Annotated in this window: 15 protein-coding genes and 1 pseudogene; 7 read left to right on the top strand and 9 right to left on the bottom strand. The window is 43.1% G+C overall.

Annotated features, from left to right (window positions below; genetic code table 11):
• Nucleotides 1-537: 537 nt before the first annotated feature.
• A complete protein-coding gene (gene katG, locus WA1_RS00005; protein ID WP_017742290.1) occupies nt 538-2,733 on the bottom strand; it encodes a catalase/peroxidase HPI in 2,196 nt (731 codons plus the stop codon).
• Between the two features lie 303 nt (nt 2,734-3,036).
• On the opposite strand from katG, the gene WA1_RS58460 reads away from it, so the two are divergent.
• Nucleotides 3,037-3,324 carry a hypothetical protein gene (locus WA1_RS58460; RefSeq protein ID WP_017742289.1) on the top strand — a complete coding sequence of 96 codons (288 nt, stop codon included), beginning with the start codon at nt 3,037-3,039 and terminating at the stop codon, nt 3,322-3,324.
• A gap of 193 nt (nt 3,325-3,517) precedes the next feature.
• On the opposite strand, the gene WA1_RS00015 is transcribed toward WA1_RS58460, so the two are convergent.
• Nucleotides 3,518-5,206, bottom strand: a complete 1,689-nt coding sequence (locus WA1_RS00015) for a M3 family oligoendopeptidase (protein WP_017742288.1) — start codon at nt 5,204-5,206, stop codon at nt 3,518-3,520.
• Between the two features lie 464 nt (nt 5,207-5,670).
• Here WA1_RS00015 and acpP point away from each other — a divergent pair.
• The 3 genes and pseudogenes from acpP to WA1_RS00025 all read left to right on the top strand — a co-directional run.
• A pseudogene (gene acpP, locus WA1_RS61520) lies at nt 5,671-5,907 on the top strand (acyl carrier protein); the annotation flags it as partial.
• 33 nt (nt 5,908-5,940) lie between these two features.
• On the top strand, nt 5,941-6,978 hold the full coding sequence (locus WA1_RS54470; protein WP_419183606.1) for a GTPase: 1,038 nt from the start codon (nt 5,941-5,943) through the stop codon (nt 6,976-6,978).
• A gap of 157 nt (nt 6,979-7,135) precedes the next feature.
• On the top strand, nt 7,136-7,321 hold the full coding sequence (locus WA1_RS00025) for a hypothetical protein (RefSeq protein WP_017742286.1): 186 nt from the start codon (nt 7,136-7,138) through the stop codon (nt 7,319-7,321).
• A gap of 150 nt (nt 7,322-7,471) precedes the next feature.
• Here WA1_RS00025 and WA1_RS00030 read toward each other — a convergent pair whose 3' ends face one another.
• Nucleotides 7,472-8,041 carry a PIN domain-containing protein gene (locus WA1_RS00030; RefSeq protein WP_017742285.1) on the bottom strand — a complete coding sequence of 190 codons (570 nt, stop codon included), beginning with the start codon at nt 8,039-8,041 and terminating at the stop codon, nt 7,472-7,474.
• A 3-nt stretch (nt 8,042-8,044) separates the two neighbouring features.
• On the bottom strand, nt 8,045-8,512 hold the full coding sequence (locus WA1_RS00035; protein WP_017742284.1) for a helix-turn-helix domain-containing protein: 468 nt from the start codon (nt 8,510-8,512) through the stop codon (nt 8,045-8,047).
• Here WA1_RS00035 and WA1_RS00040 point away from each other — a divergent pair.
• Nucleotides 8,506-8,724, top strand: a complete 219-nt coding sequence (locus WA1_RS00040; RefSeq protein WP_017742283.1) for a LexA family protein — start codon at nt 8,506-8,508, stop codon at nt 8,722-8,724. The two genes, WA1_RS00035 and WA1_RS00040, sit on opposite strands and share 7 nt — an antisense overlap.
• Before the next feature lie 145 nt (nt 8,725-8,869).
• Here the strand turns inward: WA1_RS00040 and WA1_RS00045 are convergent, their stop codons facing one another.
• Nucleotides 8,870-9,199, bottom strand: a complete 330-nt coding sequence (locus WA1_RS00045; protein WP_272819031.1) for a hypothetical protein — start codon at nt 9,197-9,199, stop codon at nt 8,870-8,872.
• A gap of 512 nt (nt 9,200-9,711) precedes the next feature.
• Between WA1_RS00045 and WA1_RS00050 the strand changes: the two genes are divergently transcribed.
• Complete coding sequence (locus tag WA1_RS00050) at nt 9,712-10,644, top strand: Tll0287-like domain-containing protein (protein ID WP_033334859.1); 933 nt, start codon at nt 9,712-9,714, stop codon at nt 10,642-10,644.
• Nucleotides 10,645-10,673: 29 nt separating this feature from the next.
• On the opposite strand, the gene WA1_RS00055 is transcribed toward WA1_RS00050, so the two are convergent.
• The 4 genes from WA1_RS00055 to WA1_RS00070 form a co-directional block, all read right to left on the bottom strand.
• Entirely contained in the window at nt 10,674-12,170 is a 1,497-nt protein-coding gene (locus WA1_RS00055) for a serine/threonine-protein kinase (protein WP_017742280.1), read from the bottom strand.
• 122 nt (nt 12,171-12,292) lie between these two features.
• Nucleotides 12,293-12,580 carry a VapC50 family PIN domain-containing toxin gene (locus WA1_RS00060; RefSeq protein WP_017742279.1) on the bottom strand — a complete coding sequence of 96 codons (288 nt, stop codon included), beginning with the start codon at nt 12,578-12,580 and terminating at the stop codon, nt 12,293-12,295.
• Between the two features lie 4 nt (nt 12,581-12,584).
• The gene (locus WA1_RS00065) at nt 12,585-13,052 is read right to left on the bottom strand and encodes a helix-turn-helix domain-containing protein (protein ID WP_017742278.1); all 468 of its coding nucleotides are present in this window, start codon (nt 13,050-13,052) and stop codon (nt 12,585-12,587) included.
• 176 nt (nt 13,053-13,228) lie between these two features.
• Nucleotides 13,229-14,476, bottom strand: coding sequence for a tRNA nucleotidyltransferase/poly(A) polymerase-related protein (locus WA1_RS00070; protein WP_017742277.1), 1,248 nt, complete (start codon nt 14,474-14,476; stop codon nt 13,229-13,231).
• A gap of 86 nt (nt 14,477-14,562) precedes the next feature.
• On the opposite strand from WA1_RS00070, the gene WA1_RS00075 reads away from it, so the two are divergent.
• Complete coding sequence (locus tag WA1_RS00075) at nt 14,563-14,811, top strand: Ycf34 family protein (RefSeq protein ID WP_017742276.1); 249 nt, start codon at nt 14,563-14,565, stop codon at nt 14,809-14,811.
• The last annotated feature ends 37 nt before the right edge of the window (nt 14,812-14,848 follow it).

Here is a 14,848-nt window from a genome sequence, read left to right on the forward strand (position 1 = left end):
AGTGCAACGTCTTTACATACCTGTTATGCGATCGCACTTGGCTAAGTTCTATCTATTTCCTCTGACAAGAACGATTCTTTTGGAAGATGCTTCTCATAAACGATTTCATAGGGTTGATACCCTGCTTTACGGTAGAACATTGCGGCTCTTTCATTGCTACATAACAAACCGACTCTGACAATTTACAATGTGGTATGTGAAAAGATTACAGTCAAGGCGATCGCTGTCTGAAATATGCCGTCAAATTCCCAGTTTAAGTCCCATTAGTTTCCGTCATTATCCGTAATAAATAGTTTTAATTTATACAAATTTTTAAAAAATTACGTAATCCTCTCTGGCAAGGGACTTCCAAGAAATAAATTATCCATTTTGTGGGGTGGGCGTCCCCGCCCGCCCTCCGATCTGTAACGGGCGAGACGCCCGTCCCACAAGAGATTTTGGGATACTTTTTTATTTGGAAGTCCCTAATTGGTTCGGATTTTAGTCCGGTTGATGAGTGATGGTACTCTCCTAATCTGAAGACCTTTGCGCTCTCGACTAAACGAGGTCGAAGCGATCGAGGTTCATCACCTTGTCCCACGCTGCCACAAAGTCATGCACAAATTTCTGCTGCGAGTTCTTAGATCCGTAGACTTCCGCGAGGGCACGTAGCTGAGAGTTTGAGCCGAAGATGAGGTCAACACGGGTAGCGGTCCACTTGAGTTCGCCTGTTCTGCGATTGCGCCCCTCGAACTCATATTCATCTTCAGTGGTCGCCTTCCACGTCGTGCCCAGATCAAGCAGGTTCACGAAGAAGTCATTGGTCAACGTCTCTAGACGATCGGTGAAGACGCCGTGTTTGGACGCTTCAAAGTTCGCACTCAGGACGCGCAAGCCACCTACGAGAATCGTCATCTCAGGGGCTGACAGGGTTAGCAATTGCGCCCGATCAACTAGCAACTCCTCAAGCGATTCGCTGTGTTTGCCGCTGGAGTAGTTGCGGAACCCGTCTGCGGTTGGCTCAAGCACGGCGAAGGACTCAACATCCGTTTTCTCTTGCGACGCATCTGCACGTCCTGGCTTGAAGGGAACTTTGACCTCATGCCCAGCCTTCTTCGCCGCTTGTTCAATGCCCACGCATCCGCCTAGAACAATTAAATCAGCGAGCGAAACCCGCTTTCCGCCAGACTGCGAGCTGTTGAACTCCTCTTGGATCGCCTCCAGGGTTTGCAGCACCGTTGCCAGTTGGGTCGGCAGGTTAACTTCCCAATCCTTCTGAGGCGCAAGACGAATGCGCGCTCCGTTCGCTCCACCGCGCTTGTCAGACCCACGGAACGTTGACGCCGACGCCCAGGCAGTCGAAACGAGTTGTGAGACAGACAGTCCCGAAGCAAGAATCTTGCCTTTGAGAGCGGCGATGTCCTGTTCATCAATCAATTCATGGGTGACTGCGGGGATGGGATCTTGCCACAAGAACTCTTCCTCTGGAACCTCTGAACCAAGATAGCGCGATCGCGGACCCATGTCGCGATGTGTCAGCTTGAACCACGCCTTGGCAAATGCGTCGGCGAACTCATCCGGGTTCTCGTGGTAACGCCGCGCAATCGGCTCGTAGATAAAGTCCATCCTCATGGCCATGTCCGCCGTGGTCATCATAGGAGCGTGCCGTTTCGACGAATCGTGCGCGTCGGGCACTGTATCCGCGCCAGCACCGTTCTTAGGCTTCCATTGCCACGCGCCAGCAGGACTCTTTGTCAGCTCCCAGTCATATTTGAACAGGGTGTCGAAATAGCTGTTGTCCCACTGTGTCGGAGTAGGAGTCCATGCACCTTCAATACCGCTGGTGATCGCATCGACGCCTACGCCAGTGTTGAAGGTGCTCTTCCAGCCGAGGCCCTGCTCCACAATGCTGGCACCCCCAGGCTCATGACCGACGTGCGACGATTCGCCCGCACCATGGCATTTGCCAAAGGTATGTCCACCAGCAACGAGCGCGACCGTTTCTTCATCGTTCATCGCCATCCGACCAAAGGTCTCGCGAATATCGCGCCCTGAGCCGACCGGATCGGGCTCGCCGTTCGGCCCTTCTGGGTTCACGTAGATCAGACCCATCTGAACGGCAGCGAGGGGATTTAGGAGCACCCGATCGCCGCTATAACGCTCGTCGCCGAGCCAGACTTTCTCAGAACCCCAGTAGATGTCTTCCTCTGGCTCCCAAACGTCCTCGCGCCCGCCGGCAAAGCCGATCGTCTTGAAGCCCATCGACTCGAGCGCGCAGTTACCAGCGAAGATCATAAGGTCAGCCCACGAAATTTTCTTACCGTATTTCTGCTTGACTGGCCAAAGTAATATGCGCGCCTTGTCGAGGTTGGCATTGTCGGGCCAACTGTTGAGCGGCTCAAACCGCTGGCTACCAGAACCTGCGCCGCCGCGACCGTCGCCAATCCGATACGTGCCTGCGCTGTGCCACGCCATGCGGATGAAGAGCGGTCCATAATGACCGTAGTCGGCTGGCCACCAGTCCTGAGAGGTGGTCATCAGGTCGAAGATATCTGCCCTGAGGGCAGCTAAGTCGAGGCTCTTGAACTCAAGAGCGTAATTGAACGCCTCACCCATGGGATTGGCTTGGGGTGAGTGCTGGTGGAGGATGTTCAGATTCAAATATTTCGGCCACCAGTCTCGGTTCGACGGCATATGACGAGCCGTAAGTTTCTGACCTCCGCCTGTAAACGGGCATCCGCTTTCGCTGCTCATATTATCTCCTGTCTTTGGAAAAGCGCTAATCTACGGTTACAAATTAGAGCTACCGAGAAAGCGATTTAAATTACCATGAAATAGTCACGGATTTAATCATAATCGATATGAGTCCGTTTTAGCAGTACCTTTAAGCTATTGTAATAAGTGCGCTCTTTGATCGCACTGGCGCAAGGTAATGGGCAAGGTGTGAGCAGGCATATGAATAAAGTCAGTAGAAGCATTTCTTAAAGAAATTCGAGCAACAGAATTCGGAATGCTGTCGTAACACCAGATATTAACCTGCCAAGAGAGGAAAATGGAGTGTGGAGGTATTATGAAAAATTGACCATTGGGGATGATGCACAATACCCATTTCCTTTCAATGGTTTTCCAGCACAGCTTCGTCGTTGTGCAATAAGAAAAGCTATTGGTGCATGGGAATCTTGGAACACTAGCTACCAAAAATGGCTAAATCGCATACCTTTATCCCCCTTCCACCATAGCGAGGATAATCGTGGCGGTTTGGATTCGTGCAGCGCAAGCGCATCATACGCCAACTATTATATTCAGAGAGATATTTTAAATTTTCTTTACCCTTATTCCCGTTGATACAACCGCAATGGGTATTTTTTTGCCCGGTTAGGGAAATGATCGTTATTGTGCGGACTGTTCCACACACAAGCCACTTTAACAAAGCGATCCCGATAGTCTGCTTTTGTACAGCTAGGAATTTTTTCTTTTCCCTGTCCAATGGCCGTGGCGATCGCCTATTTGTAAGTTTTTGTAATGAATCCGCTTCAGGTCAAGCCTTCAAAGAAGAACGCACTTTTTCAACGACTTGAGTAAGTGCGCCCGGTTCAAATGGAGAAAGGAGATTTGCCGATCGCACTAATTCTCGAAAGGATGCAGAACCCCCGCGATCGCATAACGCAATATACTCCGCCAACGCCTGCGAATAATCTTCTTCTGCTTTGACCCAAAACTGCAACGCGCAACACCCCGCCAAGGTGTAATCAATGTAGTAAAATGGCGAACAGTAGATGTGCCGTTTGTCTTGCCAAAGTCCGCCTTTGTTGAGGTAGTTCAAGTCTCCATATTGACGCCAAGGCAGATAACGAGCTTCCAGCTGTTGCCACATTTGATGTCGTTCTTGCGGCGTTGCTTTTGGGTTCGCATAGACCAAATGCTGAAAATGATCGACTGCTACGCCATAAGGCAGAAACAGAATTATCGCGGCTAGATGCTGAGAGCGAAATCCATCGGCTCGATCGCCGAAAAACTTTTCCATGTGCGATCTGGTGAGAAACTCTAAGCTCATAGAGTGAATTTCGCACGATTCTAAAGTAGCCCACAGGTAATCGAAAACTGGCAAATGGCGACTGCGCCACATTTGGAAGGCGTGACCGATCTCGTGAGCAAACACCTGCACATCGTTTTTTGTGCCATTGAAATTTGCGAATATGTAGGGAGCGTCATAGGTTGGGAAGTATGTGCAGAATCCGCCTCCTGCTTTTCCAGGACGGTTTTGCAAATCCAGTAAATCCCGCTCAACCATCATGCCGAAAAAGCTACCCAGCGATGGATGCATGGCATCAAACATTTCTTGCGCTTGTTGCAGCATCCAGTCAAGATCGCCAATTGGTGCGGGACTACCTTCTGCATCAAAGACGGACTCATCCCAGAAATACACGGTGTCTAGGTTGAGCCGTTTCGCCTGTTGCTGAATGAGATCCATTGCTAAGGGAACAACCTCTTGGACGACTCGATCTCGATAGCCCTCGACCTCGGTTTGAGTGTAATCCACCCGTCGCAATCGGCGATATCCTAACGCAATGTAGTTCTCATAGCCCAATTTTTTTGCCATGCGATCGCGCAGTTTCACCAACCGATCGAACAGTTCATCGAAGCGGTCTTGATTCTGCTCAAAAAACTGCCAGCGACACTGTTCTACCTGGTGGCGAATATTTCGATCTTTACTTTGCAGATAGGCTTGCAAACCCGATAAATTTACCTGCTCGCCTTGGAAGTCTAGCTTTGCCGAGGCTAGCAGTCCGGTGTACTCATTGGTGAGTTTGGATTCTTCGACTAAATCTGTTGCGATCGCTGGTTCAAAAGTCGTGATGTCTGCTTCCCACAGCAAAAAGGCTTGCCGTCCCAAATTTTGTTCTAGCTCGGCGCGATGGGGGCTGTGGATCAGTTGCCGTTTTAGGTCTACTTCAAGGGCGGTCAAAGACGGCGAAAGTTCGCTGTAGTAGTCCAAGGCAGTTTTGGACTCTGGGTTTTGCGTATCTTGGTGAAAGCGCAGTTGCGTAAGTTCGCTCCACGTATTGATTCGGCGTCGCAAAGCATCCCACTGCTGAAAGACAGCCTTTCGTTGCTCAGAGGTTTGAGCCTGGTTAAACTGCATCTGGATGACTTGGTATTCGGCGGTCACGGTTTCCAGTGTTGGAGTTTCCGCTATGATGTCAGCAAAATCTACTCTCGTTGGCATTAGTCATTCCCCTCTGCGATTTGACATTCAGCGATCGGGATATCAGTACAATACTGAATTAGTATCCCATATCCATTTACATTTTGTAATATAGTTCTGTTTATTTCTGCCTATCTACTTATTATTACGTTTGCTAATTATGTTTTGTCAAATCAAACTGTAGAAATCTCTGAGGACAAATAAAAACTATAAATGCTAATTAAGCTTTATAGTTTTTATAATATCGTTATTTATCTGGTTGATCAGGTATTCCCGTTGACCGCCTACGAGCCGGAAAGCTGGAACCACGAGAAAGACAAAATTTTTCAGATGCAATGGCGATTCTTTCTAAATTGCCCATAGATAGAGATCGTGTCTCAACGAGCGTAAATGAACTTAATTAATTTACAAGCCTGTTATTAACTGGCTTTTTTTGGGAACTATATAAGCATCGACCAAAATCTATAATTAGGTTAATTCCGTTTATGAACCCTCAAACAATCTTTGAGAAAGTACAAGCTATAGTTTCCCAAGAACTAAATGTAGAACCAGATAAAATTACTTTACAATCTAATCTTGAGAAAGATCTGGGAGCAGATTCGCTAGATGCAATTGAATTACTAATGGCTCTGGAAGAAGAGTTTGATATAGAAATACCTGATGCAGTCGCAGAAAAAATGAAAACCGTCAAAGAAATTGTTGATTATATATATAATAAACTTGACAAACAAGACAATAAAAATTTAAAAAATACTATTGAAGATTTAACTAAAAAAATACATACAGCCATGATGGATGGGAAAGAATCAATATCTTCCATCATGAGTCGGTTTTTAAAATCTTTAATTGAAGTTTTAGAAATCTCTCGTAATGAAAAATTTGTCTATCTTTTAGTTGGTCGCACTGGAGTAGGGAAATCCAGCACTATTAATGCGTTAATGGGTCAACAAGTTGCAGCAACTAGTCGTCGTAAACCAACAACAATGGATGTTACTTTTTATGATAATGAAATTAATGGAGTTTCATTTACGGTGATTGATACTCCAGGTCTTTGTGATGATGTCATAGAAGAGGGAAATGACTACAAGTATTTAGAACTAATACGCTCTAAAGTAAACAATATTGATTTAATTTGGTTTGTTACACCAATTTATGAAACTCGAATTCGGAGAGATGAATTAGACGGAATAAAAATAATTACAGAAGCCTTTGGTGCAGAGATATGGAAACACTCAATTATCGTATTTACATTTGCAGACAAAGCTGAAGAGGATTATTTAGTTCAATTGCAAGAAAGAACAGAGGATATTCAATCAGCAATAGCAAAGTATACAGGAATTGAAATAGCTAGCCAAATTCCATCAGTAGCAGTAGATAATAAAAATGAAACTACTCCCGATGGTAAAGTATGGCTTGCAGAACTTTATACAAAAGTTTTTGTAAGAATGTCTAAAAGAGGTACTATCCCTTTTCTACTGACAACAGTTAAAAGATTAAGTTTTAGTAGTATTTTTTTTACACCTGCATCAAAATGGCAGAATATTGAGCTAAACGAAAATCAGAAAAAAGAGATTAAAGAAAAATTATTTAGTGTGATTCCTTTTTTGAAATCTGTATGTGGGAAAATCGGGTCTGTTGTTGGTTCAGTAATTTCTAATTTTACAGGAGTTGAAGAAGCAAAAGATTTGGGGAAATTTACGGGTGAAGTCATTGGAGAGGATTTAGGCAAAAAAGTAGATGACAATATAGTTCATCCTACTTTGAAATTTTTTAAGCAGCTTTTTGATTGGTAGAGATTATGCTAAATTAGCAAGTCTTTATTTCCCTGTTCTGCTGCTAGCAGTCGTTGTGAGCTCCCCGCCCCCTACCCCTTGCCCCCTGCTATCTTTATGATAAGTCTTTAACCGGACTTGATATTACTCTCTTTCCGCCCGAAGATTACTTATTTAAATGAACCGCAAAGACGCAAAGAGCGCGAAGGAAGAAGAAAAGAAGATGAGTCTGAATATCATTAGATATCTCCCAGGACTTATGCAACTTCAACAGCATTTCGGGTATTTAACTTTTGAAAAATGGCAGCGCGATCGCTTTTTGGCTGCTATCGTTTGTGCGATCGCATCTTCGTTCTACAGGTAAATTATTACACAACGTTGTTGATATCAGGTTGAGCATTACAGTAGACTACGACTTAGCTATCTGCTTTCTGTGTACTCAGCAAACGACCTCTTTTGACTTAATATGAAGATACATTTTCTCTGTATGATGCTTGTATTAACAGATCCAAATTTAAATCTCCTGACAAACCTCTCTTAAACGAGTAGCCGTAAGTGCAAGCCCTTGCTGTTTCAACGTTTCTAAATACTCTTCCACTGTTTTAGGAGGATTTTTAAGAGTTTTTCTTTGTCTTTGAGCCGCTTCACAAACTACTGTAAAATTTTGGTTAAGCAAGTTAAGGATAAAATTATCTGGGGACTGCGCTTCAATCCGGTATAAATTTAAAACTTTTGCCAGAAAATCACTTAAATTAAAACTAACGATAATATTAGCACGGCAATGAATTGCGGCGGCGAGGATATGCCTGTCATCAGGATCGGGAAGTTGTAAATCAGGAATAATTGATTCATAACCTGTGACTAAACAGTTTGGGACACTACTATTCATCAGATTTTTTGTTCTCTCCAATTGTTTTTTTGTAAGATCGGGACGGTTTTTCAAAACATTCCGCGTCCACTCGTCATGGATCTCATCCGTCCATCTTGCATGAAACAAATTTGTGAGTGCCAACCATACTAAAAAATCACGCAGTGCGGCTGGATATAGTACACAGGCGTCATACACTACTGTCAAGTTTGACATGAATTAGTATCCCATGTCCAGTTCTTGCGCTTGAGCAGCAAGTTCATTAAGAGCTTTTATTCTTTCGGTATCTTGACGGTTCTTATATTCAAGAACATCTTCATAGCGCATCGTGCGGAGGTTTCCTTCGACTTTGTAGGGAATTTGTCCGGCATCAAGTAAACTCCATACATAATCTTTGGAAACACCTAAAATCTCTGCTGTATGAGAAATATTTAGCTCCTTCGGGATTGCAGTTACTTTTACAGTATTCCCCTGACCCATAATTCCTAAAATCTCAATCAGTAAATCGATAGCAGGAGCGGGTATAGTTACTTTTTTCCCTTGAGTTTCATTTTCCATGACCTCTATATTGTAGTAGCTTTGGTCTTTTGGCAAGGATGCCAAAACTTGACAACTTGCCTGTGCAGCAGTGGCTTGCTCTTGTGTAGGGAGAATATTTTTTGGCGTTTGATGGGTAGAGATTGTCATGTAAATATTTAGCTTTTATCTACTACTATACAAAACTCAATGGTTACCCACCTGCGGAGGCTGATATGCAGCATTATTTTAAAACAACACCACCCACAGTACACAATATGGTGGTGACTTTAGAAAATTTAGGATTGATTGAAAGGGAAAAAGGAAAACCACGCTCTATCCGCCTATTGTTAACAAGAGAAGAATTACCCGACTTGGAATAAATTGTGTAAATTTATAGCAGTGCGATCGCTTTTTGGTTGCTATACTCTGTGCGAGCGTGGTGATAGATAGTTCACTGACACTCTCGACTCATGACTAACTGTCCATTAGCTAGTCGATATACACCTTCTGCGCTCTTGGTAGCGCTCACAGGTGAAGGAAGTAATAGATAATTAATACACAGGGTGTGGTGATTAACAACCACACCACAAAAATCATCGACCATAAAGAGCATACGGAGATGAAATCAGAGACAATTGCTCTCACCTCTGCGCTACTGAGAGCGGAGTTGTGGTTCCGTTTTCTAGTAGTTGAGTTTGCAATGCTTGAATCTGTTCCCCCATTCGTCAAAATCTGTTCTTCAAGGGTGACTATTGTGCTTGAAATGACCCGATCGCTAACCACTGTAGTCTTGTGCTCATTTTTCAACTCTTCAAAAAGGTTTGCAGATTCTAGTTCTGTAATCTTGTAACTCATAATGACCTTGATATTTTTGTTTTTTCGCCAGCTTGTATTGTAAATAACCAAAAAATGTACTGAGTTTAAAAAAACTTTTATCTCAGTATTACTCATTGTTTAGTAACTTTTAAGACATATCTTTGTCATCTGCACCCAAAATGAAGCTATTTGTAGGAATCACTTAGCCGTGAATCTTCAGTTTCTAGACCAATTAAGCGATAAATAAAATCGAAAACCTTTTTCACTGCTCATTCCTCAGGTTTGAGTGGTTTAACACTATCCAAAGTACAATCACAAAATGAAGAACTTGTGAGGAATTCTACTCTTTGTTGCGTAGTGTTAGGGATTGGGCTTGGTGTTGGCTTAGGGAATTGGGGTCTGCGGTCTGCGCTCCGTATATGATATTTGTATTCTCGGAATTCTGACGGCTACTTAAACACGAAAGATCGACTGAAGTGCTGAGCAGCTGGATGCTTACCGAAAAGTTAAAACTCTTTATCATTTTTTCAGGAAATGCATCCTTAAGATATATGTTAATAAAATTAACAAGAAAGTTTCAAAACTTAACATTAGCGACCAAGCTCACCACATTACTACTAATAATATTTATTGGAGGAATTACATTAAGTAGTATAGCTTTTGCTAATCTCCTAAATTACCAAGCTGAAATTGCAGTCAAATCAAGAGCTCGCTTTATATTTCAGAATATAAATGCTGTTCGGCAATACACAACTGATGAAGTGCAACCAGTATTGGAACGACGCTTAGGAGAAGATGAATTTGCACTGCAAGCTATCCCGTCTTACTCAACACGGAAGGTCTTTGTAACTTTACAAAAACAAGACGAAGCTTACAAAGACTTCTTTTACAAGGACGCGATGCTAAATCCTACCAATTCTCAAGATCGAGCTGATAATTTTGAAACAACAATTGTGCAAAAATTCCAGCAAGCCAATAATCTTAAAAACACAACATCAGGATATCGTTGGATTAACGGAGAAAAATACTTTTACACTGCTAGTCCCTTAGCCATAACAGACTCAAGTTGCTTAAGATGTCATAGTAATCCAGATGTCGCTCCTAAGAAAATGATTAAAAGGTATGGAACAGAGCATGGATTTGGCTGGAAATTGAATGAAATTAATGGCACTCAGATTGTTTCTGTTCCAGCAAATATAATTCTTGTGCGAGCTAACCAAGCATTGATCTTAGCGATAGGAATTATCACTTTAGTTTTTGCGATCGCTATATACGTGGCTAACCTATGGCTGAAGCGATATGTTATACAGCCTATCAAGCGCGTTGTTCGAGTTGCAGAAGCCGTGAGTACTGGTGATTTCGATGCTGAATTTGAGAAAGTGTCCAACGATGAAATAGGCTCTCTTGTAGAAGCTTTTACTCGTATGAAGTTGAGTTTGGTTATGGCAATTCAAAGTTTTGAGGAATACCGTCCAAAGAATTAGAAGCAGATGACCTAAGTCATGTATTTCCTCTAACGGTTATGAGGGATTTGAATACGATTTTTAAATTCTTGTGCTCTCTGTTGGTGAGGTATTTTTGCTACTAAGACTTCTACCAACTGCTCTGGTGTTATTTGTGGGTTATTAGCTATAGTATCTTCGATAAGAACAGTAGCGAAAGGTCCGACAAAACTCACCAGTTCTTTACGACAATATTGTAAAAACTCTGGATCGTTAGCAGCCGGGAAGCTGGTTACCATATCCTGAGAGACGGTTGTTTCTTGATGTGTTCCTGTTTTTGAAAGCAGAATTTGAGCGCGGTTTCTAAACTCTTGCGATCTTTGCGAATGAGGAATTGCTACAGCCAGCCGTTCAATAAGTTCGCTGGGTGTAAGCTGTGGGAATTGATTCAAAGTATTTCTGAGTAGAACACTAGCAAACGGTCCCACAAAACTAGTTAATTCTTGCTGACAAGATTCTAAAAACTCTGAGTCAATACCGAGCTGATTTTCAATATTTGTCTTGATATCGGGTAGCTGTTGCTTCCATAGTTTATTTTCTTCTGTCTCTCCAGTCTTTGCAGTTTCAAGCTCATTATTGCCAACAGTTTGGACTTTTTTATCTGGCTGAAGCGCACCAGAATTACCAAATACAAGATGCAATTCCCCTTGGCTGCGGTAACAGCCCTGCAACTCATCGAAAACTTCTTTGGCTGACTGGTAACGGTCTGATGGATTATCTGCTAAGGTTTTTTCTAGTATTTCACTCAATTGATGACTGACCTTAACGTAGGATTGCCATTGCCACTTTAGAGACGGATCGAGTAACAAATTTGGCATTTTTCCAGTCAAAAGAACAACAGCAGAAACACTCAGTGCGTATAGATCGCTACAAGGGTAGCATTGACCCATACGAATTTGCTCCGGTGGAGAATAGCCAATTTTACCCACCACTGAACCCATAACAGAGTACTGGTCATTTTCTGAATCAGCATTCCAAACCTCAGAGACTTTCTGTTTAACGATTCCAAAGTCGATAAGCACGGGTTTAGACTGTTTCTGGGAAAGGATGACATTATCCGGTGCAATATCCCGATGAATGATATTCAACTGGTGAAGATAATCTAACACCGGCAGCAACTCCAGTAACCATTGAATAACTTCAGCCTCAGAAAAAGGTTTTTTTTGCTGAGAAAGGCGAGCACGCAAAAGTTGAGAGTAGGTTTGACCATTAATATATTCCTGCACGATAAACAACCGCTCTTGTTCGGTCAACCAGGCTAGAAATTTAGGGATCTGGGGATGATTAATTTGGTATAAAACTTTTGCTTCGCGCTCGAATAGGTCACGATATTTGTTCAGTAAACGCTCTGATGTGTTTGGAGGTACAAATTCTTTAAGGACACAAGGTTCACCAAACCGCTGAGTATCATACACTAAATAAGTTCTTCCAAAGCCTCCCTTTCCAAGAAGCTTGTGAACCAGATAACGGTGACCAATCAAAGTTCCGGGTTGAATCTCGGCTAGCATGGTTGTGTGGTTGTTTATAAGTAAAATTTTACCTAATAGAACGGGAGCATCTCAAATGTGCGTTTTTGATAATTTTGTGGTGTGAGCTGAAAAGCAAGCTTACCCAAACACAGTAGCAAACCTTAAATCTCCTGACAGACCTCTCTTAAACGAGTGGCTGTCAGCGTAAGCCCCTGTTGTTGTAACGTTTCTAAGTACTCCTTAACTGCCTTGGGTGGATTTTTCAGTCGGCTTCTTTGCCTTTGTGCTGCTTGGCAGACTGCTATGGAATCTAGATGAATAAGGTGTAGAATAAATTTGTCAGGATGCAAAGCTTGGACGCCATATGGAGCGAGATCTGTGTCGCGAAAGTCTCTAAGATTGAAAGTTACAATATAACTTGCATCATAGACAACTCTGAAACTTGCCATGAATTTAATATCCCATATTCAATTCTTGCGCTTCGGCAGCCAGATCATCTAAAATTTTCCTTCTTTCTTCATCATTTCGTTTCTTGTAATCCAGTACATCTTGACAACGCATCCGCCGACTTGTCCCTTCCATGCGATAAGGAATTTTTCCTGATTCCAGTAAACCTATCACATAGGCACGGGAAACACCCAGGATATCAGCAGCTTCGTAAACTTCAAGCTCGTGTCGGATTGGGTGCAGCTTGACTGCGTTACCTTTAGCCATTTGTGCCAAAATCTCTACTAACTGACAAAATGCAGACTCTGGTATCACAATAGTCTCTTCCGTGTTACTTTGCATGAGCTTAATAGTGCGGTTAGCTTGAGGATTCTGCAAATGCTTTGCTAATTTTTCACAACTTGCTTGAGCAACTGCTACCTCTTCGTCAGTTGGTAAAACTGTATCTAAGGATTTGCGAAGGTCGAGTTTCATCAATTTTGACCTGTTGAATGTGTAACATCAAAGCTATCTAAGCTTTACAATAGTAAGACCCGATAATTTAATTGTGAACTACCTTACCTTCTAAAATTCCTCTTACCTAAAATATTCTTTGAATTTGTCATTGGTCACTGGTCACTGGTCACTGGTCACTGGTCACTGGTTACTGGTCACTGGTCACTGATTAACCCAGCCGCAAACTCTATTGCCTCTGTTGCTGTGGAAACCTTACCTTCTATCTGGGCTAGAGCAATTTCGGTTAGCAGTTTACCTACAAGTGGCGAAGCAGGAATTTTTAAGGCTATCATTATATCATTGCCACTCACTATTGATGTGGGATGAGCGACCAGATCGTCAGGGTTAAGGTAGCGGGTGATTAAGGGTGCAATCTCCCCTACCGGAGTTTCGCTTGCTATGGCTAAAGCGGCGATCGCCGGAAACGCCAGTCCTGCTTCTTGAAACAAGAAGTATTGTTCTCGTATGGACAATTGAGAAGTCTTTAACTGTGGTAACACTCTTAAGGTTGTCATCACAGCTTTGACTTCAGCACGGCTGTAGGTGAGTTGCATTAACTCTGTTTCTGCTGTCTCTGGTTCTGGTTTGACAAGACAAGCAAGTTTTGCAATTCCCAACCGTGTGGTTTTAACTGTGTCGCGTATATACTGGGAGAGTTCTATCCCCAGTTGATGCCATGTTTCTGCTATTTGAGAAGCGGCTGTGTCCACTTCTGGAAGTAGAGAAACACTTTCTTTTGTCGCGTATTTGAAGAACGGCGTCAACAAACCATCTTCCCAAGCTTTAATGAGCCAAGGAGTTCCTTGGAATGAATTCAGCATATAACCTAATTCTACTCTGACTCTTTCTGCAGCTACTTTGTTTATGCACCGGGCTAAAGAGCGAATAGTGTCTTGTGTATTTGACTCAATCGTAAAACCAAGTTGTGCTGCTTGGCGATATGCTCGCATTAACCGCAACGGATCGTCTTCTAAGTTGGCAGGTGATACCATTCTTAAAAGACGCTGCTGCAGATCCGCATAGCCTTGCAGGGGATCGATAATTTCTTGAGTATAGGGATTGTATGCGATCGCATTCACTGTAAAATCCCGTCTTTGCAAGTCAGTTGTCAAACTATCGCCTTCCTGTTGGGCGAAGTCAACTGTAGCTTGAGGAAACACCACGCGAGCAATTTGTCTTTCTGCATCAAGTAAAACAAAACCCGCTTTGTAATGTGAAGCGATTTTGCGGGCTGTCTTCACAGCCTTAGATGGTAGTACAAAATCTAAATCTAGATATTCCCGTGTCCTTGAGAGAATAGCATCCCGCACGGCACCGCCCACCATATAAGCTGGTTGTGGCAATAACTCTAAGCTAAAAGGCCAATAATCTGGGGATAAAGTAGAAGGAACTGAGATATTCATTGTAATAAAAATAAACCCAAAGACCAGGCAATATCAATTGCGCTTAAGCTAGATTATCAATAAAGGTTCCTGGAATTGGTTCGATTATGTGTATTTGCGTGAACTGCCATTATGTAGATCGCTGTCTCACCTACCACGCGGTAGAAGGGCAGCACGAGCAGCCCCACTTGACTGAAACACCAGATTTTGAGCCTAATGAACCTTCCATTAATGTTAACATCCGTCCGCGAGAGGATGTCATTGAAATGGAATGGGATGTTGTGGGATGTCTCAGCTTTAAGCGCGAAACGGGTAAGTGGTCTAAGTTACGTCCCGGTGAATTAGTGCCAACTTGAGTGTTGACGAAGTGGTGATGAAAAGGCTAGGGAACAG

It is taken from the genome of Scytonema hofmannii PCC 7110 (assembly GCF_000346485.2).
GTDB classification, from domain to species: Bacteria; Cyanobacteriota; Cyanobacteriia; order Cyanobacteriales; family Nostocaceae; genus Scytonema; species Scytonema hofmannii.